General features: G+C 62.6%; 19 protein-coding genes. 4 read left to right on the top strand and 15 right to left on the bottom strand.

Annotated elements, in window-relative coordinates; translation table 11 throughout:
• From ACTQ1S_RS05485 to cpaB, 7 genes are all read right to left on the bottom strand, one after another.
• Positions 1-231, bottom strand: a complete 231-nt coding sequence (locus ACTQ1S_RS05485; protein ID WP_154517646.1) for a hypothetical protein — start codon at positions 229-231, stop codon at positions 1-3.
• 293 nt (positions 232-524) lie between these two features.
• The gene (locus tag ACTQ1S_RS05480; RefSeq protein WP_427719148.1) at positions 525-758 is read right to left on the bottom strand and encodes a hypothetical protein; all 234 of its coding nucleotides are present in this window, start codon (positions 756-758) and stop codon (positions 525-527) included.
• A 10-nt stretch (positions 759-768) separates the two neighbouring features.
• The gene (locus ACTQ1S_RS05475) at positions 769-1,410 is read right to left on the bottom strand and encodes a type II secretion system F family protein (RefSeq protein ID WP_441547251.1); all 642 of its coding nucleotides are present in this window, start codon (positions 1,408-1,410) and stop codon (positions 769-771) included.
• Positions 1,407-2,333, bottom strand: a complete 927-nt coding sequence (locus ACTQ1S_RS05470; RefSeq protein WP_441547250.1) for a type II secretion system F family protein — start codon at positions 2,331-2,333, stop codon at positions 1,407-1,409. Before ACTQ1S_RS05470 ends, ACTQ1S_RS05475 begins: the two co-directional genes overlap by 4 nt.
• A complete protein-coding gene (locus ACTQ1S_RS05465) occupies positions 2,306-3,634 on the bottom strand; it encodes a CpaF family protein (RefSeq protein WP_427728424.1) in 1,329 nt (442 codons plus the stop codon). The genes ACTQ1S_RS05470 and ACTQ1S_RS05465 overlap by 28 nt, the downstream gene beginning before the upstream one ends.
• Positions 3,631-5,268: an AAA family ATPase gene (locus tag ACTQ1S_RS05460; RefSeq protein ID WP_441547249.1), complete on the bottom strand. Its 1,638-nt coding sequence runs from the start codon at positions 5,266-5,268 to the stop codon at positions 3,631-3,633. Before ACTQ1S_RS05460 ends, ACTQ1S_RS05465 begins: the two co-directional genes overlap by 4 nt.
• The gene (cpaB, locus tag ACTQ1S_RS05455; protein ID WP_370450646.1) at positions 5,268-5,927 is read right to left on the bottom strand and encodes a Flp pilus assembly protein CpaB; all 660 of its coding nucleotides are present in this window, start codon (positions 5,925-5,927) and stop codon (positions 5,268-5,270) included. The genes ACTQ1S_RS05460 and cpaB overlap by 1 nt, the downstream gene beginning before the upstream one ends.
• Here cpaB and ACTQ1S_RS05450 point away from each other — a divergent pair.
• Entirely contained in the window at positions 5,914-6,117 is a 204-nt protein-coding gene (locus ACTQ1S_RS05450; protein WP_441547248.1) for a hypothetical protein, read from the top strand. The two genes, cpaB and ACTQ1S_RS05450, sit on opposite strands and share 14 nt — an antisense overlap.
• A 67-nt stretch (positions 6,118-6,184) precedes the next feature.
• Here ACTQ1S_RS05450 and rsgA read toward each other — a convergent pair whose 3' ends face one another.
• Positions 6,185-7,138 carry a ribosome small subunit-dependent GTPase A gene (gene rsgA / locus ACTQ1S_RS05445; protein ID WP_427795936.1) on the bottom strand — a complete coding sequence of 318 codons (954 nt, stop codon included), beginning with the start codon at positions 7,136-7,138 and terminating at the stop codon, positions 6,185-6,187.
• Positions 7,139-7,649: 511 nt separating this feature from the next.
• A complete protein-coding gene (locus ACTQ1S_RS05440; RefSeq protein WP_441547247.1) occupies positions 7,650-10,331 on the bottom strand; it encodes a cation-translocating P-type ATPase in 2,682 nt (893 codons plus the stop codon).
• 442 nt (positions 10,332-10,773) lie between these two features.
• On the opposite strand from ACTQ1S_RS05440, the gene pyk reads away from it, so the two are divergent.
• Both pyk and ACTQ1S_RS05430 read left to right on the top strand, forming a co-directional pair.
• Positions 10,774-12,234, top strand: coding sequence for a pyruvate kinase (pyk, locus tag ACTQ1S_RS05435; protein ID WP_427793920.1), 1,461 nt, complete (start codon positions 10,774-10,776; stop codon positions 12,232-12,234).
• A 421-nt stretch (positions 12,235-12,655) separates the two neighbouring features.
• Positions 12,656-13,729, top strand: a complete 1,074-nt coding sequence (locus ACTQ1S_RS05430) for a hypothetical protein (protein WP_427728432.1) — start codon at positions 12,656-12,658, stop codon at positions 13,727-13,729.
• On the opposite strand, the gene ACTQ1S_RS05425 is transcribed toward ACTQ1S_RS05430, so the two are convergent.
• The 6 genes from ACTQ1S_RS05425 to pheS all read right to left on the bottom strand — a co-directional run bounded on the left by ACTQ1S_RS05425 (position 13,726) and on the right by pheS (position 21,308).
• Positions 13,726-14,574, bottom strand: coding sequence for a hypothetical protein (locus ACTQ1S_RS05425; protein ID WP_441547246.1), 849 nt, complete (start codon positions 14,572-14,574; stop codon positions 13,726-13,728). The genes ACTQ1S_RS05430 and ACTQ1S_RS05425 overlap by 4 nt on opposite strands.
• A gap of 79 nt (positions 14,575-14,653) precedes the next feature.
• Positions 14,654-15,424, bottom strand: a complete 771-nt coding sequence (locus ACTQ1S_RS05420; RefSeq protein WP_441547245.1) for an energy-coupling factor ABC transporter ATP-binding protein — start codon at positions 15,422-15,424, stop codon at positions 14,654-14,656.
• 44 nt (positions 15,425-15,468) lie between these two features.
• Positions 15,469-16,305, bottom strand: coding sequence for an energy-coupling factor transporter transmembrane component T family protein (locus tag ACTQ1S_RS05415; RefSeq protein ID WP_441547244.1), 837 nt, complete (start codon positions 16,303-16,305; stop codon positions 15,469-15,471).
• The gene (gene cbiM / locus ACTQ1S_RS05410; RefSeq protein ID WP_441547243.1) at positions 16,283-17,368 is read right to left on the bottom strand and encodes a cobalt transporter CbiM; all 1,086 of its coding nucleotides are present in this window, start codon (positions 17,366-17,368) and stop codon (positions 16,283-16,285) included. Before cbiM ends, ACTQ1S_RS05415 begins: the two co-directional genes overlap by 23 nt.
• Positions 17,369-17,614: 246 nt before the next feature.
• Positions 17,615-20,068 (bottom strand): phenylalanine--tRNA ligase subunit beta, encoded by a 2,454-nt coding sequence (gene pheT, locus ACTQ1S_RS05405; RefSeq protein WP_441547242.1) that lies wholly within the window; start codon positions 20,066-20,068, stop codon positions 17,615-17,617.
• A 163-nt stretch (positions 20,069-20,231) separates the two neighbouring features.
• Positions 20,232-21,308 carry a phenylalanine--tRNA ligase subunit alpha gene (pheS, locus tag ACTQ1S_RS05400; RefSeq protein WP_154517607.1) on the bottom strand — a complete coding sequence of 359 codons (1,077 nt, stop codon included), beginning with the start codon at positions 21,306-21,308 and terminating at the stop codon, positions 20,232-20,234.
• 505 nt (positions 21,309-21,813) lie between these two features.
• On the opposite strand from pheS, the gene ACTQ1S_RS05395 reads away from it, so the two are divergent.
• Positions 21,814-23,388, top strand: a complete 1,575-nt coding sequence (locus tag ACTQ1S_RS05395; RefSeq protein WP_441547241.1) for a carboxypeptidase M32 — start codon at positions 21,814-21,816, stop codon at positions 23,386-23,388.
• The last annotated feature ends 87 nt before the right edge of the window (positions 23,389-23,475 follow it).

Here is a 23,475-nt window from a genome sequence, read left to right as displayed (position 1 = left end):
TCACGATCCCTCCTTTGACCCCGATGCTTGCGGAACCAAGCGCACCGCGCGTAAGCGGCACGAGGCGTCACCGGCATCCGCGGCAACCGTCACCATGTCGACCCAGCCGCGCCCATCGCGCACGATGGCGCCCCATACGTTGCCCTTGATGTCGAGGTAACCGCTTAGAGCGAGCTGGGCTGTGGGCACCTCGCGATAAACACGCAACAGGTCCGCGGCAGCCTCGGTCATCGGTCGCTCCTCGGCCCATGTCAGCCGGGCTGCGACTGCGTTGTCCGCAGATGGACCCGCCGCAGCATCCGCCCGTTCGTCGAGGGCGCGCAGAAAAGTTTGTGCCGTGACGGCGGCATCCCTGTCGGCCGTGTCCCGCGCTTTGTCATCGGGAGGCGCCACCGCGCCCGAGCTCCCATCCGCGACGGCCCCAGAACGCTGCTGTCGCACGGCATTCAGCCCCCAGAGCGTCGCCGCAATCGCCACAATCAGGCAAGCGAGCACCAGCAGCACGCCAACAGAATGCCCGCCTTCTACAGGCTGTTGATGCCGTCTTTGATCGCGTTCCATAGCTTTTCGACGTTGCCCTTAAATGCAACGATGGCAATGATCGCGATTACCACGAGCACGCCGACCAAGATGGCGTACTCGGTGGTACCCTGAGCGCTTTCCTCCTGTACCAGCGCCTTGGCACGTTGACAGGAACGCATTGCACGGTAAAGCGTCCGACTCCAAACCCTACCCATAACGTCAGCCATTTTGTTCATGTATTCCTCCCTACATCATCCCGCCTGCTCCCAGCAGCGGGCCCAATATGGATAACAGCAGTGCCGGCAAGATGAGCGTGCCGGTGGGAATCAGCAGCTTGACGGGCGCTCGTTCAATCTCGCGCTCGACCGCGGCACGATGGGCGGCGCGGATCTCGCGACTTTGGGCAGCAAGGGTCTCGGCAAGCGGGGCACCCAGGGCGAGCGCTTGACCCACCGTAATGGCAAAGGTCTCGAGCGCCCGCACGTCCAGGTCCTGCGCGGCCGCCAACAACTCGTCCTCGCGCGCTCCCACGCCCACCTGCCACGCCATGCATGCCCGTTCAAGCCGAACAGTCAGCGCCGATCGACGATTGGCGCAAAAGATCTCGAGCGCCGCATCGAACGAAAGGCCGGCGGAAAGCCCCAGGCGCACCACATCAATCATCTCGGACACCTCACCGAGCGAAACCTGCGCTGAGTTGTCCACGCCAAATGCGCCCCTCACCCACGCAATAGCGGCATCGATCACCGAATGGGCCGCAGCAACGACTAGCACCGCCTCGCGCTTGCAGGCCCCTGCGATCTTGCGTGCATCCGCCCGATCCAAACCCGTCGCGACAAATACACTCAGGGCGCACAGGCAAGCCGCAACTGCAACCGGGGCGCTCATAGCTCCACCCGCATAATGCGCCGGATAACCACCAGGGCAACGGCGTTGAGAGCAAGACCCAACACCACAGCGCCCGCACCGGCAGGCGTCACAAGACCGCGACGAAAATCTGCCGAAAGCAGGGCCAGCACCGCGCACATACCCGCCGGCATCGCCGCGACCATATGCGCCGACATGCGCGCCTGCGACGTTTTGACATCCAGGCGGCGCTTGAGCTCAATACGCTCCCCCACCATGCTCGACGCCTCGGACAGCAGATCGGCAAGCGGGGCACCGGTCCGCTGCGACACCTTGAGCGCCAACGTAACAAGCGAAAGCCCGGGGGCGTCGATGCGGACAAGCAGGTCGTCGAGCGCATCGGCAGCCGAAATGCCACAGTCGATCGCCGCCGCCACCCGCAGAAACTCGGTATGCACCGGCTCTTGCGCGTGAGCGCCCACAAACCGCATGCCCTGGACCAGCGAATGTCCCGAGGCAAGCGACATGGAAAGTGCCGTAAAGGCCTCGGGCATGGCTTCCTCCACATCGCGCTGCTCGCGTCGGTGGTCAAAGACGTCGCGTGCGGCGCCGGCGGCAAAGGGCGCAACCGCCCCCAAAACAAAGCCGATGGGCGATAGCGACACCACGGCAAGCACAAGGCAGCAGACGCCACTCGATAGCAGCAGGAACGCTAAGCGTGAAGCATCATCCTCAACGACAAGACCGATGCGGCGCACGGGAGCCAACGATGCCCACGAACGGGCGATCTTTTTTAGCAGATCGTTTTCCACCAGCTCACGCGGCAGCTTCTCTGCCGCCGTCTCGAGCGTCTGGCGCACCAGCTCCGCCAGCGGCACCCTCGGCACATGAGGCTCCACTCCGCATACCGTCGCGGCCGAAAACCCGGCAAGGCCCCCTACGACGAGGGGCACAACGACCTCCATTCGTCCACCTCCTCCTGCGTAAGCGTTCCCGAGCGCAAGCCCTCTGCGATAAACGGCGGCTCGCGGTTGAGGGTCCAGGTGCGCTCGGCGGCATCGAAGGTCACGTAGCGCTCGAGTTCCACGCCACCCGACGCGCCGCGTCGCACCCCCGAATAGGAGGACACAAAACGCCGGCCGTCCGCATGGCGCTCGGACATCACGATGCCGTCGAGCGCCATAGCGATTTGTTCCTCGATAAGCTCGCTCGGCAGATCGATGCCATAGCGCGCAAGCAGCGTCAAACGCACCACGGTCTCTTGCTCGGTGCCCGCATGAAGCGTGGTGAGCGACCCATCGTGCCCGGTGTTCATGGCCTGCAGCATGTCGCAACATTCCGCACCGCGTACCTCACCCACCACAATACGGTCGGGACGCATACGCAGGGCGTTGGTCACCAGGTCGCGGATTGTCACCGCACCCTCACCCTCAATTGAAGCCTCGCGCGCCTCCAGGCGAACCACATGCGGGTGATGCGCGAACTTGAGCTCGGCGGAATCCTCGATCGTCACGATGCGCTCGCCGGTAGATATCTCACACGATAGCGCGTTGAGCAACGTAGTCTTGCCCGACCCCGTACCGCCCGCAACCGCCAAATCTTGGCGCAGCGACACCGCACACGAAAGCAGTTGCGCATACCAAAGCGGCAGCGACCCCAGGCCCACAAGCTCGTCCAACGAACAGATGCGATCCGAGAACTTGCGGATAGTGAGGATCGGCCCATCGATCGCCACGGGCGGAATCACCGCGTTGACGCGATAACCTGTCTTGAGGCGGGCGTTGACGATGGGACTGCGCTCGTCGATACGCCTGCCCAGCGGCGAGATGATGCGGTCGATGAGCACGCGAATCTGCTCGTCATCCTCAAACGCATGCTCGATGGGGTATAAGACCCCGCCGCGCTCAAAGAAAGCCGAGCGGCAACCGTTGACCATAATCTCGGTGACGGTGTCGTCCTCGATGAGCGGCTGCAGCGGGCCCAAGCCCACCACGTCATCCAAGATCTCGTTGATGATGGTCTCACGCTCGGGCGTCGCCAGGTCGGTCGGTTCTTCCACGTTGAGTGCCGCCTCCACCGCAGGACGCAATTCCGAGCGGGCAAGAACCGGATCGACGTAGGCACTGATGCGTGCCACCTCGTCGTAGCCCACGCGGTCCATCACGGCCCGCTTGGTGCGGCGCTTGACCGCACGGCGCCGTCCCACATCGACAGGTGCCGTCGCCGCTGCCGCACCGGCTGCTTTAATTCTCGTTTGCAGGCTCATCGGCAATCACCCTCACGCGACCAGGGAAGGCGGATGCGCGGGCGTTCGGTGCGCGTTGCACGGTCGGCGACCATATCGCTCCAAGGGCCGACGGCGCAGCCCAGCTCCACGAGCATCTCACGCGTGGCCTCGCGCACGCTGGTCGCAAAAGCGCTGGTCTGCCCCACTGCCTCGTCAGCGCGCCCAAACGCCATGAGCGCGGCGAGATCCTGCCCGCCATCGGCGATACGAATCTTGGAGCTCAACGCACAGGCAATCTCAAAGCGCATGGCGACATCCTCGTCCGCCCCACGCGCGCCAAATCGGTTGAATACGGCGCTCATGCGCGTGCGCGGCACGCCCACACGGCTCGCCAGCTCAATGACGCGCGCTGCAGACGTCGCGGAAGAAACTGCCGCATCACCCACGACAAGGCAACGGTCGCACGCCGCCACCGCAGCCGCCACGGCATCGCCCCAAAAGACCGAGGTATCGATAAGGACCACGTCGGACTCACGACGCAAGATATCGAGCAGCAGCTCTACCGGACGCGCCATGAGCTCGGCGCGCTCGGGCGCTGCGACAGGCCCCCAAAGCGTAACGCCTGGGGCAACGCGCATCGATGCAGCGACCACGTCTTGCTCCGCAAGTGCGCCCGCGACCGACGGCTCGATAAGTGTCGCCATGTCATGCGGGGCATCGGCGCCCAGCAAGTCATAGAGATTTCCAAACATTAGGTCCAAATCGAGTACGGCAGCTCGCAGACCCAGCAACGAAGCGGCATGCGCCATCGTGGCGACAATCGTCGATTTGCCACAGCCGCCCGATCCCGAGACGGCGCAGATGACCGGAGCTCGATGCAACGTCGACGCAGTGTCTGCCAGCGGTGCAGGGGCTGACGACGTGGGCGGCAACGTCCCCGTCTCGCCAGCCGCACCCAAGTGCTGCGTCCACGCCGGCACGGCAGGCTGCTCAAACTGTAGGGGCGGAACTGGGGATTCCGCTGTCACGTCGACGTGCGGGCCATCACCCGCGACAAGGCCCTCGACCTCATCGAGTCCATCGGCCAGGCTCACGCCGTGCACGTATCCCATATCTACGGCCAGGAGGTCTTCGCCATACGGCACCGACGCTCCGGCGTCATCACACGCAAGGGGGCCCGGGGGGCGCCGAACATGCTCGGCTTCCGCTTTCCCATAGTCATCAACACGCGGGCCTCTTGTAGCGCGAGGCGCCCCGGGTTCCCTATCAACAAAAACATCGGGCTCAGGCGACACGCCCCAATCGGAATCAACCGCTCCCTCGCCCACATGTCCGCTGCCGCATATGCTGTGCGCAGCGATGACCTCGGTCGCCCCCGCGCGAAACAGCCCCTCGATATCCGACGGATCGAGCGCCTCTATCAACACCACGACGCGGCTCACGCGTCCTTCGGCAGTCAGGCGCGCGACGGTCTCTCGCACATCTTTAGTATCAAACAGGGATGCCGCGATAATGGCAGCGCCACGGCGCGAAGGAAACGCCCGAGCCATAGACACCAACCCGTCTAGGTCGCCCACGCGAAGCACCTGCGCGCCCGCATCGCGGCCCTCGACTTCCTGCTGCAGCAGTCCGTAATCGCCACACGCGCAGCACGCAAGCCAGATCGCCTTCATCACTCGTCGCCTCCGCTCTTTTTGCCGCGTGCCGTGGCGGGAATCGTCAAGCTGACCGTTCCTTTGCCCGAGGCTCCCAGCAATTCCTTGACGTCTTTGGGGTCGGCCGCCAGCGTCACCCACTCGACCTTGCCTTCGCGCGTGGCACCGGCCTCGTCGCTGGTATCGATCACATACGCGCCGCACAGCCGATCGGTCACGCCGTCTTTTTGCACGTACACATCCACGTAGCTGCCCACGCCTGCGGCTCCGCCCACCGAATGCTCGGCATCGACCGCCACCGAAACGGCAACCTTGCCCTTGGGCACCTCGAGCGTATGGCTCTCGGCTTTGGTGTAGACATCGCAGACCACGGCATTTTTGGGAATACGCGAGGTCGTCACGTCGCCACGCACCTGGCGCAGTTCGGTCGCCGCATCGCGCGGCAGCAGGCTCGCGAGCCACTCTTGGGTTACGACATTGGTCTCGTCGAGGGTCTCACCCACATCGATATCACGTGCGGCAACGCAAACTTCGACGCGATCGCCGCCGTATTTGGCCAAGGTTTTGGCCTGGGCCTGCTCGGCCCGCGAACGAACCGATGACCCGTAAACCATGCAGAGTGCCGCGGCGAGCACGCCCGCTGCCAGACTGATGGCGATGCGCTTGCTCTTGTTCACGGCAGCTCCTCTCAAGACAGCACTGGGCGGACGGGATGCCCGTACCACTATTGTCCGAGCGGCCAAACAACAAAACAGCGCGATCACCATCTTGGTTTTAAGTGTCAAACCAATTACCAGCCAAGAGCTGACCAACCCGTCAAGCCCGCGGCAAGGTTTTGGTCAGCGCGTCGGCAAAACGCTCATTTAAGGGCGCATCGCCAGTAAAAAAGCCGCCTCCCGCACAGTTGGAAGACGGCTGTCATAGATTAATTCAATTACAGATGGACATCGGGATCGAGCATTTGGGCACTCACACGCATGGATGACGCCAAGTTTTGGAACGTTTCCAGGCGCAGGCCATCGATCTGCCCGGCATCGGCGGCCTCGCGAACGGCGCAGCCCGGTTCGTGGGTATGCGTGCAGTCGCCAAACCGACACGCACGCGACGCCTCGACGATTTCGGGGAAGGCACGCGCCAGGCCCCGCTCGTGACCAACGAGTGGCAAACTGCGCAGGCCCGGAGCGTCGGCAATGACGCCGGCGTCGCCCGGCAGCGCCACCATCACGCGCGCGACCGTGGTATGGCGGCCTTGGTCGTCGCGCTCGCGCACACCACCGGTAGCCAGCGCATCGTGGCCCAGCAGCGCATTGAGCAGCGTCGACTTTCCAGCCCCCGACTCACCCAGGATCATGGCGCACGTTCCCGCCGGCACGCAGGCGCGCACCTCATCCAAACCACGGCCTTCGGCAGAGGACGTCACGATCACGCGCACGTCCGGGCCCACCAGACGGCGCACGCGATCCAGATCGCGCTCGAGTTCCGCGGCCTCGCAGCGGTCGGCCTTGGTAAGCACCACCACCGGCTCGGCATCGCAGTCGAGCGCCAACACCAGCGAGCGCGCCACGCGGTCGAGCAGCACCTCGCCGGCGCCAAGTGCCTGCACGATCAGCACGCTATCCACGTTGGAACAAAGCACCTGACGCTCGCCGCGGGCGCGGCCACGCCAACGCTCAAAACTCGTGCGTCGCGGCAGGACGCATTCGATTACGCCCATGTCGTGCCCGGGCGCACGACGCACCGCCACACGGTCGCCCACAGCCGGCAGCAGCACCTCGTCCTCGCCGCGCGACTTGGCAAACCCCACGGCATGCTCGGCACGAAAGGTATCGTCGGCCGTCGCCACCAGCGGAAACCCGCGATCTAAGCGCACCACGGCACCCAGCTGCATCTGCTCGGGCTCCTCGGCGTGGGCGCAAAAATCGTCAAATGCTGCCTGCTGAGCCGCGGCGACCGGCAGATCGCCAAACGCCGGAACATCCTGCAGCGCATCGAGTCCCGGCACGCTCGCCAGCAGCTCCTCGGCAGACGTGGGGGCTTCGGTCGCAAGCTTCCGACGACGATCACGCTTGGCCCGCGCCCCCGTCGTCTTTTTCTTCGCCTTAGCCCTAGCCTTGCCCACAAGCGCCTCCCAGCACCACAAATCACAACTGAGCAGGTATTTTAAATCAAAAAGAGCTGGCCGGGCAAAGCCCTAACTCAAAAAGAGCCGGTCGAGCAAACGCTCGACCGGCTCACAAACTTTCCCTCAGCCCTTTATCATCCGCGCGGGAGAAAAGCCAGCAAGGATGCCGCAGGGCCCGCCCGCCGGGAGGGGTTTCCTAAGGGCACATCCCGCAGCCGCAAAGCGGCGAGGACGTGCCCGTGGAAACCCCGCAGGCGGTCGGGCCCGGACAGGAACGTTACTCTTTTTCGACTGCGCGCATGATCGCCTTGTAGATCTCCATCAGCGGAATGATCAGGAAGGCAAGGCCCAGCGCGGCGATAACGCCCTTGAGCTCAAGCGTCACGGGGCCAAAGAACATCTCGGCAAGCGTCGGCTGCACGGTTACGATCACCGTCAGCACCAGCGCCAGCGCGGCAGAGGCCCACAGCCACTTGTTCTGCTTCTTCATCTTAAACAGCGACGTGCGGCGGCTGCGCATGTTAAAGCAGTGGAAGATCTCGACCATGTTGAGCGTGATGAAGGCCATCATCACGCCTTCCTCGTCGGCGACGCCGGCGATCATATCGGAGATGTGGATGTAGCCCATGTCAAAGTACACGCCCACAAAGAAGCTCGCCAGCACCAGCGCGGCAATGATCAAGCCCTGGACCACGCAGTCCAGACCCATATTGCCGGCAAAGACGCCGTCCTTGGCGTTGCGCGGCTTGCGCTTCATGATGTCGCCCTCGGCATCCTCCATGCCCAGCGCGAGCGCGGGGAAGCAGTCAGTAACCAAGTTCACCCACAGCAGCTGCACCGGCTGGAAGATGGTAAAGCCGATGAGCGTGGCGATAAACACCGAGAACACCTCGGCAAGGTTGGCCGAAAGCAGGAACTGGATGACCTTGCGGATGTTGTCGTAGATGCGGCGACCCTCTTCGCAGGCACCGATGATGGTGGCGAAGTTGTCGTCGGCAAGCACCATGTCGGCGACGTTCTTGGTAACGTCGGTACCGGTGATGCCCATGCCGACGCCGATGTCGGCGCGCTTGATGGACGGGGCGTCGTTGACGCCGTCGCCCGTCATGGCCACGATCTGGTCGCGCGACTTCCAAGCCTCGACGATGCGGGTCTTGTGCTCGGGCTGGACGCGGGCGTACACGCCGTAGTCCTCGATGTGCGCGTCGAGCTCCTCGTCGCTCATGCGATCGAGGTCGGCACCGGTGATGGCATGGCTGCGATCGGTGACGATACCCAGCTGCTTGGCAATGGCCACGGCGGTGTCGATGTGGTCGCCCGTGATCATGACGGTGCGGATACCGGCATCGTGGGCCTCGCGGATGGCGTCGGCGACCTCGGGGCGGACCGGGTCAATCATGCCGGACAGGCCGCAGAAGACCAGGTCGTGCTCGAGGGCGGCGGGGCTGCAGTCGCTCGGGACCTCGGTGTAGGTGCGGCTTGCCAGCGCCAGCACGCGCAGGGCCTCGTCGGCCATGGCCTTGTTGGCGGCCACGAGCTCGACACGACGCTCCTCGGTCAGGGGGACGACCTTATCGCCCTCGTAGATGTGGGTGCACAGGCCGATCACCACGTCGGGCGCGCCCTTGGTGTATTGCTCGTACTCGCCGTCCAGGGTCTCAACGACCACGGACATCATCTTGCGGCCCGAGTCAAACGGGGCCTCGCCCACGCGCGGGTGCTCGGCAGTCAGACCAGTGAGGCCCGCCTTTCCGGCATCGTTGACGAGCGCGCACTCGGTCGGCTCGCCCACGGCCTCGCCCAGTTCCTCGTCCCACTGGGCATCGGAGCACAGCGCCATGCCTGCCAGGAACTTCTCCTTAGGCGCAGCGAGCTCGTGCTTGACGACGGTCATCTTGTTTTGGGTAAGGGTACCGGTCTTGTCGGAGCAGATGGTCTGCGTGCAGCCGAGAGTCTCGACGGCAGAGAGCTTGCGGATAATTGCCTGGCGCTTGGCCATCTTGGTCACGCCAAGCGACAGCACGATGGTCACGACGGCGACCAGGCCCTCGGGGATGGCAGCGACGGCGAGCGAGACGGCGACCATAAAGGTGTCGAGCAGGGCAGTCGGATCGGTAAGGACGTTGCCCACGCCGTGGCGGACGATGTCGACGCCAAAGATCACGACGCAGATGACAATCACCATAATGGTGAGGATACGGCTGAGCTCGGCGAGCTTCACCTGCAGCGGTGTGAGCTCTTCCTTGGCCTCGGCCAGGGCACCGGCGATCTTGCCCATCTCGGTATCCATGCCGGTGCCGACCACGACGGCGCGGCCACGGCCGTACACAACGGTGGAGCCCATGTAGCACATGTTCTTGCGGTCGCCGAGCGGCACGTCATCGGTGCCCGCGGCAAGCTCGATCACGTTGGCGTGCTTCTCGACCGGCACGGACTCGCCGGTGAGCGCGGCCTCTTCGATCTTCATCGTGGCGCTCTCGAGCACGCGGCAGTCGGCCGGGACGGAGTCGCCCGCCTCGAGCATGATCACGTCGCCGGGTACGAGCTCGGCGCTCGGCAGGTGCACGAGTTTGCCGTCGCGTAGAACCTTGGACTGCGCCGCGCTCATCTCCTGAAGGGCCTCGAGGGCCTCCTCGCTCTTGGCTTCCTGGACCACGCCCAGCACCGAGTTGACGATAACGACGAACATGATGATGGCGACATCGGCAAAGTCCGCCTCGCCCTTAACCATGCCCGTGAGCGCGCTGATAACGGCGGCAACGATCAACATGATGACCATGGGGTCGGCCATCTGCTCAAAGAAACGCTTCCACAGCGGCGTCTTCTCGGCTTCCTCAAGCTTGTTAGGGCCTGTCTTGGCGAGGCGCGACGACGCCTCGTCGTTGCTCAGGCCGAGGTTCTCATCGACACCTTGGTCGCTGAGCACCTCCGCCGCGGCGGACAGGTATTCCTTTTGCATATAGAGTCCCCTCCTGGGATTCGGGCCACTCAGCAGATTGATGCCCGATCATAATTCCCAGGAGAAGGGCAAGGGCTCATCAAGGCTGCCGTGCTGAGCGGCAGTTGATAGTGGAGCTATGGTACCCCAAAGCGACGCGTCTAGCCAAAACAATCCATTTGGAAATATGGTCCGTATGCAACGATGCGGACCGTGTGATGCTCAATACTGATAAAACGTTTTTTCTTAGGCGCGTCGCCAAACTAAAATATCACCCAGATAGCAGCGGTTAGAGCGGTTGGTAAAGTTTTTTCATATACCGTTTTTCCCGTAAAAAATGAACTTCTAATTCGGCATACGGTCGATTTTTTGGGGTATTCGGTCGGTATTTCGTTATAATCAACTCAGTTTTATTTCTTATGGTTTATCTATCAGCGCAAGACGATGTCAGATGGAGGTCTGAATGTACAAGCGCACTAAGATTGTATGCACCATGGGTCCCGCCTGCGATAGCGACGAGACCATCCGCGAGATGATCAAGGCGGGCATGAACGTCGCCCGTTTTAACTTCTCGCACGGCTCCTACGACGAGCACCACGGTCGCATCGAGCGCGTCCGTCGTATTTCCAAGGAGCTCGGTATGCCCGTCGGCATCCTGCTCGACACCAAGGGCCCCGAGGTCCGCACCGGTCTTCTGGTCGACGGCAAGAAGGTTGCCGTCAAGACCGGCGACAAGATCGTCGTTACCGCTCAGCCCACGTCCGAGGATTTCCACGGCACCGCTGAGCACATCTCCCTCGACTACCTGGCTCTGCCCTCCGAGGTCGAGAAGGGCTCCCTCATCCTGATCGATGACGGCCTGGTTGCTCTCGAGGTCGAGTCCGTCGACGGCCAGGACATGACCTGCGTCGTCAAGAACGACGGCCTGATCGGCGAGCGCAAGGGCGTCAACATGCCCAACGTCAACATCTCGCTGCCCGCCATCACCGAGCGCGATCGTCAGGACATCCTCTTTGGCCTGACCGAGAACATCGACTACATCGCCGCTTCCTTCATCCGTGACGGCGAGTCTGTCCGCGGCATCCGCGAGCTTTGCCGCGAGAACGGCGGCGAGCACGTGACGATCTTCCCGAAGATCGAGTGCGCCCTGGGCGTCGAGAACTTCGATGAGATCCTCGAGGCTTCCGACGGCATCATGGTCGCCCGTGGTGACCTGGGCATCGAGATCAAGCCCGAGCTCGTTCCGCACATCCAGAAAGAGATCATCGCCAAGTGCAACGCGGCCTACAAGCCCGTTATCACCGCTACGCAGATGCTCGACTCCATGCAGCAGAACCCGCGCCCGACGCGCGCCGAGGTTGCCGACGTTGCTAACGCCATTTACGACGGTACCGACGCCGTCATGCTGTCCGGCGAGTCCGCTGCCGGTAAGTACCCGGTCGAGGCCGTCAAGATGCAGGCCAGCATCGCTCTCGAGACCGAGAAGTACCTCCCGGCTCACGCTCCGCTCGAGGTTCCGACCGATGCTCACGGCACCCGCGTCGTCAACAACGTTGTGGGTATGTCCGCTGTGAACATGGCCACCACCGTTGGCGCCAAGTGCATCACCGTGCCGACGACCACCGGCCGTACCGCTCGCCTGATCTCGCACTTCCGTCCCAACATGCCGATCTGCGCGTTCTCCCGCCACGAGTGGGCCGTCCAGCAGATGATTATGTACTGGGGCGTTATCCCGCACAAGGCCGAGATTACCCAGGGCACCGTCAACGGCACGATCGTCAAGGCGATCGAGACCGCTAAGGAGCTCGGCTACGTCGAGACCGGCGATTTGACCGTCGCTACCGCCGGCGATCCCCGTATGAGCGTCCAGCTTGAGGACAAGGTCTCCTCGACCAACGTCGCCTACGTCGCTCAGGTGCGCTAAATCGCACTTGCAAGCACATTTGCATTAAAAAGGGCCCGGAAGGCTTTGCCTTCCGGGCCCTTTTTCTGTGCGCCGATGCCTACCGCACGGCATGACACGCACCCATTTCTTTACCAAAAGCGCGAAATCCGCCCTCCGAGGCCCAAAAAATAAAGCCCCAAGCGCTAAAAGTGTTCGCCCGGTGGCAAACCCACACCTCACACAGGGCTGATAAATCGTTTTAGCAAGGTCTAAATCGACCACGTTTTCGGAAGTGCGGGGAAAAATTGCCTACCCCCGAGCACAAGCCCTTTTATTTCAACAAAACCCCTGATAAAGTTGGCTTAAATACCGCTTATGGTTGACCTGTTTGTCTTTTTCCCCGCACTTCCGAAACCGATAGCTTTTCTAGCCCAAACTACGCTCAAACGATCGGATCGCTATGTCATTTCTTGCCTGCGGACCCACGGCTTTTCAGTACTATCGCATACCGCCCCAGATACTGGGACTCTATCCGGCAATCCTGCCGCCCGACCATGACCATCGCTTGGTGCATTACTCAAAACAACCAGTATTTAAAGACTTGCTCGGCACACCAGTCTGGAGATTCGTGGGCGAAAGAAAACAGCGCGCGAACGGAAAGCTATTTCATAGCCGTCTGCTAACCCAAGAGCCGCCTCCTGGGTCGTTTAGGCAGACTGAGCATGGATTTGATGTCACGTCGCCCGAGTTTACGCTGCTCAACCTTGCTACGCAGGTCTCACGCAACCAGTTACTCATGGCTTGCTACGAGATGTGCGGCTCCTTTGCAGTGTTCACGCCTTGTAAACGGGCGCAGCAGCAGCTCGATGAAGCAATTTCGCTTAAGCTCATTCCGCCCGACTGTGGTTGGAAACGTGTTGTCGACACCAAGGGCAATGACACCAACTTGTGGAAGCGCACGCCGCTTCTTTCCGCAGCGGATATCGCCGCGTTCGCCAAGCAGGCCGCAGGCCTGCGCGGCGTTAAACAACTGCGCTGGGCGGCCGAGCACATGACGGGACAGACCGCCTCGCCCTTCGAAGTACAGACCTCCATGCTTGTCTCGCTCCCCCGCAACGAGGGCGGCATGGGCATCAATATCGCAAACAACGTGCGCATCCCACTCAGCGACGCCGCGCGCTCACTGTATGACAAAACCTGCTGCTACGCCGATATCCTCATAGAGAGCAGCACCGACAGCATGGGCGTCATTCTGGAATGCCAAGGCCGCTCCGCCCATGACAGCGAAGCCGCGAGCCTCTCCGATGCCGAGCGCACCACCGCCCTCACAAGCATGGGCTATGACGCTATCCAGATAACCTATGATCAAATCAAGGACACGAAGAGCTTTAACAGCATCGCCGAGCTAATTCATAAAAAGGCGGGGCTCCCTTACGTTCCAAAATCTAAGCTGGAACTCACTGCCGCAGAAACCCTTCGGCGGGAGCTATTGGTCAATTGGGATGAACTGTTCACCGTTACGTCAGCCGGCTAGCAGCTAGCGACCAGAGGGACTGCGGGGACGTCAGAAGCGGCAACGCGGGCGGCAAAACCCGCCTCGGTTAGCTCGACGACCTCGGTAAACGTTGCGTCAAAGAACTCTTCGGTCAGCAGACGGTACGGCGGATGATCCGGATCGCCGGGGTTTTCGCGCACAATCTCGTGCATAACGCCAATGGTCTTGAGCACATACTCTTGTGGAATCGAATACTGACCAAACTGGGCCGCCGCGGTATAGAGGCGATCGGTCGCACGCGGGATAGAAACGATGCCGAGCGTCTTGCCAAACCAGTCAAAGTCTCCCTGCTTCTTAATGCGGAACTCCTCGCACGGCTTGCCGCCGCGCGCCTCGAGATATTGGTTCACGCGCGTGTTCCACACGGTATCGGCCACCAGATGCGACCAAACGCCCAGCGTCAAATCGAGCAGCGACTGCGCCACGTCATCGGGCGCGAGCGAAAACTCGGCGGCGCCGGGGCCGTCAACCGGCTCGGCGTCTTTGTAGCGCTGCGGATAGTGCACCCGATTGAGCCTTTCACGCTCTTCGACAATCGAGGTCGCTGCAGCCGGCGCACCCGCCGGCGCACCTTTAAGCAACGGCGCCACATAGGTGTCCCAAAACTCATGCTCGCGTGGCTTAGGAATGGGCTCGGGCTTGGCAAAGTGCGTGATGCGATACGGGATGGGGTCGGCAATACCGGGAACCATGTACCCCACAAAAATGTCCGGAACCACGCTGCCAAACAAAAAGGCATTGCGGTCGCGCACGTTATCGGCAAGCGCGCCGGCACGCGCCAGAAGTCGTTCCGTCTGAGCGATATGAATATTCCAACTTGGCATAGCCACCCCCGTAAAAATCCGGATAACTATACCATTCGCAGCAAGTCACGTGCGCGGCCGCAACCCCACTATGCGGCAACTATTCTGCTGCACCGTTTTCGGTTCCATATGATGGCACGGGAGCCCCGACCACGTGGTGATATCGATCGATATAAATCGCACGGGCCCCAAGACGTCGTACTAAATCCTGATGATGCGTGCTCATCAAGACCGTCTTACCGGCAGCAACATAGGCCAGTAGAAAGTTGACCACGATGTCGCAAGAGTCCTCGTCAAGTCCGTTGGTAGGCTCGTCGAGCACCAGAATATCGGGGTTCATCGACACGACGGCAGCCAGCGCCACACGCTTCTTTTGCCCGCCCGAAAGCTGATAGGGCGAGGCATCGACCAGATCGGCAACCTGAAACAGCTCCATGGCATCACGGACGCGGCGCCCAAGCTCGTCCGCCGAAAGCCCCATTTGAGCCGGGCCAAACGCGACCTCCTCGCCGACCGTGGCGCAAAAGAGCTGTGCATCGGCGTTTTGGAACACGAAGCCCACGCGCTGATGGAACCGCTGGGCCGTCGCGGAATCCTTGAGATATGCCGCATCGACCACATGTCCATCAAACAGGTACGTACCCGCATCCGCAAGCTCAAGGCCGTTTATAAGCCGCATGATTGTCGTCTTGCCGCAGCCGTTGGGTCCAAGCAGAGCAACCAGCTCACCGCGATTAACCTGCAGCGACACGCTATCGACCACCGTATGGCCCGCATAGGAAAACACCACGTCGCGAAACTCGATGAGCGGCGTGGCCTTGGCGCCGGCAGCACCGCTCGCACCCATCGCACCATTTGTATCGTTTGCCAAAACGTCGCCCTTCCCTGTTCACATCGACGGCTTGACCGCCCGCGCTACAGCACCGCGCACAACACGGCGAGCAGCACCACAACGGCCGCATAGACCGCGTCGCGCCAGCCAAAGCCGTTCCGTGCAGGCGCCGGATATGCGCCGGCAAAACCGCGGCAAAGCATAGCCTCGTCCATCGCGCGGCTGCATTCCATCGCCTTGATAAAGGTCATGCCCATGATACCCGCGATCGAATCGGTACGCGAAAATCCTGCAGGCGCACGGCCCACACTGCGAAGCATGACCGATTCGCACAGGTCGTGCGCCGTGCGACCCAGCACCTCGATGTGTTTGAGCGCCATATCAAACGTAAAGATAACCTCGTCGGGCAGGTGCAGCATCTTAAGCGCCGCCGACATGCGACTCCAGGTAAGCGTCCACGAAACGCCCAGCACCAATGACACATTAACAAAGGTCTTGAGCGCAATCTTGAGCATGGCGCCCGTGGCAGAAGCGCCCAGCAGCAGGGCAGGCAGCGCCAAAACCACGGCAAACCCCGCGGCAGCCAACGCCGGCACAAAGGTCGCGTGCAGCCCGCGTACGGGGCGCACCGCAACGAGCACCAACGCGATCGCTGTCATCAGCATCAAGTACAGCGGGCTCTGCGTCAGGCATACGCACAGGACGCAGACGAACATCCCCACCAAACGCACTGGCGCCGAAACGGAAGAAAGGGCGCGGTCGATAATCGACCCGCCCTTATGCACGCCGCCACCTAGGCGAACCCGCTCAAGCAGGCTCGCCAGGTGCAGGACATTCTTTTGCATCACACGATGCCGAGCCCCCGCGGGCTCATAACGCTGCTCGGCCGCAAGCCAGCTAGGCAGCTCGACCGTCGCCATGGGCTCCGCTTTCCTTGACCGTTAGCGAGACCAGACGGAATGCGATGGTGAGCACCGCCACGCCAATCACTCCCGAGAGGATATACATCGCGGCCTGGCCGGCAAAGCCAAGGCCCTGCTCCTCGGAATAGGCCTGCAGATAATCGCCCGTGGGCAGGGCATCGGCAAAGGTCGGGGTATCGAGACCGACCGAAGTCTGCAGACTGTCGTCACCAGCCTCCTGAACGGCGGTCGCGGCGCCCTCAGCGTCCCACTCGCCCCAGGCGTCACCCGTGGCAAGCAAGCCGAGCGGCGTGGCCACGACAAGCACGGCGACCAGGATGAGCGTGGGGACCAGCGAGGTCTTCTTGGCAGCAGCGCCCTCGGCAGCAAGCTGGCCATCGGCAGCCTCGGGCCCGACGATAACGCTCGGCGCCGTCTTCTTAATGAAACCGTAGATGGCGGCCGTCGCCACGCCCTCGACCACGCCGGCTACCAACATGTGCGGGATCATCATGGCCGGAATGGCAATAGAGAGCGGGAAGGGGCAGTACAGCGGAGCGCCCGAAGCGTTGGTAAAGAACATCGGCTGAATACCAAACTCGATCGCCGTGCACAGGGCCGCCAGGCACAGGCCGACCCAGCCGCTTACGACGGCCGAAACCGAGGTGCCCCAGCTCCTGTCGTGCAAACGGCTGTTGAGCGCACGGAACACGATAGCGGCGGCAAACGGCAGCACGAAGGCCATGTTAAAGCAGTTGGCGCCAAAGGACAGGATGCCGCCGTCGCCAAACAGCAGCGCCTGCAGCGCCAGCGCGACCGAAACCGCGATGGCCGCGGCCTCCGGGCCCAGCAGCAGCGCGATGAGCGCGCCGCCGACGGCGTGACCCGTGGTACCGCCGGGCAGCGGCACGTTGAACATCATGAGCAAGAAAGAGAACGCGGCGCAGATACCCAGGAACGCCATGTGCTCGCGATCGAGCGTGGCGCGCACCTTTTTGATGCAGTGAACCCACACAGGGACCATCGCCACTGCCATGACGGCATCGGTCTGCGGGGACAGATAATTATCTGGAATGTGCATGTACGCCTCCCGGTTATCGGCGCACAGAATTACAACGCCGCTTAAATCACCTTGCCAGTGTTACGTATTGTCAGATTCGTAACACGCCACGGGCTATCATAGCAAAACGGCGCACTGCCGACAAAGCAGCACGCCGTTATGCAATGCGCGTGTCATATATGCAGGCTCAGCAGTGCCTTATACCGAGGATAGCAGTCACGTAAGGCTCGGCAGCAGCCACCGCTGACCCATACCCCAGTGCAGGACCTAGCCGCGGACCTCGCCGTTTACGCCCTTGCACACCTTGGTGACGATCTTCTGGTGCGCTTTTTCGACCTCTTCGCTGGTAAGCGTGTGGTCGTCGGAGCGATACGTAAGCGCAAAGGCCATGGACTTCTTGCCCACGCCCACGCGGACCGGATCGCGGTAGACGTCGAACAGACGCACACCCTCGAGCAGCTTGCCGCCGGCGCTGGTAATGCGGCGCTCAAGGTCCTCGCAAGTCACGGAGTTGTCGACCACGATAGCAAGATCGTGCTCAACAGCCGGGTACTGCGAGAACTCGCGGTAGTTCTCCTGGTTGCGGGCGCCCTTGATCAGCTTGTCCAGGTCGAGCTCAAAGGCAACGACGACCTCGTCGATACCCATGGCCTCGCGCGCCTCGGGGTGGATCTCGCCGACCCAGCCCAGCACGGTGCCGCCAGACAGAACCTCGGCGGCACGGCCCGGCTGCAAGAAGGCATAGCCCTCGCCCTCGACGGGACGGAAGCGAACCTTCTCGATGCGCAGCTGGGCGAGCAGCTCCTCGACGATGCCCTTGCCAAAGAAGAAGCGCAGCTTGCGGTACTTCATGTTCCAGGACTGCTCGCTCCACTGGCCCGAGAGCACGCCCGCCACGGACTTGGTCTCCTTGGGCAGGCTGGCGTTCTCGCGGCCGTGGAACAGGCTGCCGACCTCGTACAGGTGCACGTTGGGCGTGCCATGGGCCTCGTTATAGGCCACAGACTGCAGCAGGCCCGGCAGCAGCGAGCGGCGCATCTCGGTCTGCTCGGCCACCAGCGGGTTCATAAGTACCACGGGGCAGCCGCGGCCCTCGGTGGACATGCCGATCTTCTCCAGGTCGCCCGGGGCGGCAAAGCCAAAGGTCGTGGTCTCGTTGAGGCCGCAGGCGCGCAGGATCTCGCCGACCTTGCGGGTGAGCTTCTGCTCGCGGGTCAGGCCACCGATGTGGTTCTTGGCAGCCGGGATGGTCGCCGTCACGCGGCCCATGCCCCACAGGCGCAGGACCTCCTCGATCAGGTCGATCTCGCGCGGCAGGTCGGGGCGGAAGCTCGGCGGGGTAACCATAAAGTCCTCGCCGTCGCGCTCGACGGTGCAGCCCAGGCGGGTGAGCGAGCGCTCGATAAAATCGGGCTCGATGTCGGCGCCGCAGATGGCGTGCACGCGGGCCAGGCGCAGCTTAATGCTGTCGATGGTCTTGGGCGCGGGGAACACATCTACGTAGCCGGGAGCGACCTCGCCGCCGGCGATCTCCTCGATGAGCGCGCAGGCAACATTGGCCACATCCACGCAGCCGGTCTCATCGACCTGGCGCTCAAAGCGGATGGAGGCGTCGGAGATCAGCGACAGGTCGCGGCTGGTGTGCGAGGTGCGGCCGGCGTCGAAGCAGGCGCTCTCGACCATCACGTCGACGGTGTCGTCCTCGATCTCGGAATCCATGCCGCCCATAACGCCGGCCAGCGCCACGGGACGCTCGCCGTCGGTGATAAGGCCCATGCCGGCGTCGAGCGTGCGCTCCTCGCCGTCGAGGGTCGTGAACTTCTCGTCCTGCTGGGCGGCGCGAACCACCACGCGGCGCCTGCCCTCGCGCTCGGCAAAGGTGTCCAGGTCAAAAGCGTGCAGCGGCTGACCGGTGAGCATCATCACATAGTTGGTGATGTCGACGATGTTGTTGTGCGGACGCACGCCCAGGGCGTTAAGGCGCTTGACCATCCAGTCGGGCGAGGGGCCGACCTTCACGTTGCGCACAATGCGGGCGACATAGCGGTCGCACAGGCCCTCGTCGGCGATCTCGACCGAAAGCTCGTCGTCGGTCGCGCGGCCGGTCTCCGCCTTGATGGCGGGCAGCTCAACGTGGAAATCGCGATCGAAAATGGCACCGGTTTCGCGGGCCATGCCAATCATGGACAGGCAGTCGGGGCGGTTGGGCGTGATCTCGCAGTCGAGCACGGTATCACTCGAGCCCACATACTCGGCAAACGGCATGCCGCAGGGCGTATCCTCGGGCAGGATCATGATGCCGGAGTGGTCGCCACCCAGGCCGAGCTCGCGCGCGGAGCAGTTCATGCCCATGGACACGACGCCGCGAAGCTTGCTCTTCTTGATCTTGACGTCACCGGGAAGCACGGCGCCGATCATTGCCGTGACGATGTGGTCGCCGGCCTCGAAGTTCTGCGCGCCGCAGACGATCTGCAGCGGGGCGGGATTGCCGTCGGCGTCGAGGTTCTTGTCACCCACGTCGACCGTGCACACATACATATGGTCGCTATCGGGGTGCGGGGTCTTGGTGAGTACCTTGGCGGTCACCACGTGGTCGAAGGACTCGCCCACGGTGTCGATCGCCTCGACCTCGGTGCCGGTACGGATATATTCGTCCGAAAGGGTCTTGGGATCCTCCGGAATATCGATCATGGTCTTGAGCCAGTCGTAAGAAACGCGCATGTAGCTCTCCTAGTTCTTAATCTCCGCATAGGGAGGAAATATCAAATGAAGACGTTCGCCTTAGGGTTGTCCAGGTGCCCCAGGTTGGCGTGAAAGAGGAGCGACGCGTACTAAAGGTACGCGAGCGACGGTTTGAACGCCAAGATGGGGTGCCTGGGCAAGCCTAAAATTGGTTCAGGAAGCGCATATCGCCTGTCATGAGCGTTCTGAGGTCGGGCAGGTCGTAGCGCAGGGCAGCGACGCGCTCGGCGCCAATGCCAAAGGCGAAGCCGGTGTACTTCTCGGGGTCGATGCCGCAGTTGATCAGGACGTTGGGGTCGACCATGCCGCAGCCCAAGATCTCGATCCAGCCGCTGTGCTTGCAGAAGTTGCAGCCCTTGCCGCCGCAGACGTGGCAGCTCACGTCCACCTCGCAGGAAGGCTCGGTGAAGGGGAAGAAATGCGGGCGGTAACGCGTCTTGCGGTCCTCGCCAAACATGCACTTAACAAAGTAGTCGAGCGTGCCCTTAAGATCGCCAAAGGTGATGCCCTCGTCGACGACCAGGCCCTCGATCTGGTTGAACTGCGGCAGGTGACAGGCGTCGGCCGTGTCGGGACGGTAGACGGTGCCCGGGCAGATCATGTAGATGGGCGGCTTCTGCGACTCCATGGTGTGAATCTGCACGCCCGAGGTCTGGGTGCGCAGCAGCACGTCGGACTCGCCGTGGGCATGCGCCTCGGGGTGCGCGACGCTGCCGGGGTTGTTGTCGACCACATAGAAGGTGTCGCGGGCCGAGCGGCTCGGGTGATCCATGGGGGCGTTGAGCGCGGTGAAGTTGTAGTAGGAGGTGTCGACCATGGGACCGGACTCGACGGTGTAGCCGATACCGCTAAAGATATCCTCGGCCTCCTCGATGATCTGCTTGATCAGGTGCTGGTGGCCGATCTGCGGACGGATGCCCGGCAGCGTGATGTCGACGGCCTCGTGCTCCAGTGCGTGCTTGAGGGCGGCGGCCTTCATCTCGGTGGTGCGCTCGTCGAGCATGCCCTCGATCAGCTGGCGCATCTCGTTGGCGCGCTTGCCCATCACAGGGCGATCCTCGGGGGCGAGCTTGCCCATCATGCGCATCAGGCCGGTAATACGACCCTTGCGGCCGAGCAGCTCAACGCGCGCAGCCTCGAGCTTGGCGGCGTCGTCGGCGCCTGCGACGAGCTCCTTGGCCTCTTCCTCGAGTTTGACCAGATCATCAATCAGACTCATGTCTTCCCTTTCGTCTCTCGCGTTCCCCGCTCGCCATGACGACTGCCGCCGTCTGGCGTTGCAAAAACGCGGCCCGGTTCGGTAACAAAAAACCGTCCTCGGGCATGTGCATTGCCCAAGGACGGTTGAATTCCGCGGTACCACCTTGTTTGACCCGGCGGATGTCTGGCCCGCCGTGCCCACTCTATGCCCCTTATCGCGAGGCTCACGGCTTCCCTACTGGGGCTTCGCCGCCGCTGGCCGCGCGCCCGTTGAGGTTGCTGCTCGGGAGTGAACGCTTGGCCCTTGCCACCGCAGGAAGGCTTGCAGCCCATGACCTTCCCTCTCTTGCCGGCGACGCGGCGGGCAAAACCCTCTCCGTCAACGCATTGGGCTATAGGATAACACATTCTGCGAGCATATCGCCGCGTTCCGTTTTGTTCGCACTGGGTACAAGGAAGGTAGCTGTGCAAACTGGCCGCACGCCCACCCGTGGCGTCCGGTCTGCGAGATCAAGGATATAGGTATGGGAAAGAAACTCGATAAGAAGGCCATGGCCGCCGTGGCCAAGGCCTCTAAGAACGCCAAGGCGGGCAAGGGCATCAAGAAGCTCCGCAAGCTCGAAGGCAAACTATGGACCCGCGAGTACCTGCTCAAGATTGCCGAGTTCGATGGCGCGACGATTGCCCCCGCCAACGGCGCTGTGGCCCGCGCCGATGCTATGGGCACCCTTGCCGGCGAACATCACAAGCTCCTGACCAGCAAAAAGTCCGTCGAGCTTGTAAGCTCGCTGGCACACGAGACCGTCGCCGGCGGCAAGATCGACGACCCGCAGCTGCTCGACGAGATCCGTGTGCTCGGCCGCGACCAGCGCGAGGCAAGCGCCATTCCCACCGAAGAAGCCGAGGCCTGGACCAGGCTCACCTGCGAGGCCGACGCCGTGTGGCACAAGGCCAAGACGGCCAACGACTGGGCGAGCTTTGAGCCCTACGTGGATAGAATCGTCGCCCAGCTCAAGCATCAGGCCCAGCTCATGGACCCCAAGCGCGACCCATACGATGTTTGGCTCGACCAGCACGAACGCGGCCTTTCCGCCAAGAGCTTCGATGCGTTTTGTGACGAGGTCAAGGCCACCGTCGTGCCGCTCGTTCACGCCATCGGCGAGCGCGGGCAGCAGCCTACTGCCGACTTTTTGCATGCCCGCGTGCCCGAGGCCGCCCAGCGCGCCATGAGCTTCGACCTGATGAAGCTCGTCGGCCTTAACCTGGACGACACCACGCTCGCCTTTACCGAGCACCCGTTTAGCGAGGGCTTTGCCGTGGGTGACGCGCGCATCGCGACGCACATCTACGAGGACGACTGCATCTCCAACGTCTATAGCATCATCCACGAGGCGGGGCACGCCATGTACGAGCTGGGCGTCAATCCCGCTTACGCGCGCACGTGTCTGGAGGGCGGCACCTCCATGGGCATTCACGAGAGCCAGAGCCGCTTTTTCGAGAACACCGTAGGCCGCAGTCGCGCTTTTATGGGCCCGCTGCTCAAAGTGCTGCGCCGTCACGCGCCCGAGGTCTACGGCAACGTGGACGAGGATACGCTCTACCACGCCGTGAACATCGCTCAGCCGTCGCTGATCCGTACCGAGGCCGACGAGCTCACCTACCCGCTGCATATTATGGTGCGCTACGAGATTGAGCGCATGCTGTTTGCCGGCGAGGCCACGGCCAAGGACATCCCCGCGCTTTGGAATCGCTTTATGGACGAGTACCTGGGTATTCCTGTTCCCGACGACACGCGCGGCTGCCTGCAGGATACGCACTGGAGCGGCGGCTCGTTTGGCTACTTCCCCACGTATGCGCTGGGCAGCGCCTACGATGCCATGTTTGTGCCGGCCATGTGCCGCGACGGTGTCGACCTTAACGGCGCCTGTGCGAGCGGCGACCTGGCACCCGTCCGCGCTTGGCTGGGTGAGCACATTTGGCAGTGGGGCCGCGCCAAGGACGCGCCGGAGCTCATCAAGGGCGCGTGCGGTATGGCATTCGATGCCCGCTACTACTGCAGCTACCTGCAGGACAAGTTCACCACGCTGTACCAGCTGTAAGGATTGACCAGCACGCCATCGCCAACGCCAACCATGTTGACGTCGATGTCTTGGCAACGTCAGCGAAAACGGCCCCAAGAGAGCAAG

The organism is Collinsella sp. LCP21S3_D3, from assembly GCF_052118305.1.
Classification (GTDB): Bacteria; Actinomycetota; Coriobacteriia; order Coriobacteriales; family Coriobacteriaceae; genus Collinsella.
Note: the sequence above shows the minus strand (reverse complement) of the source record. Positions and strands in the feature narration are given on the sequence as shown.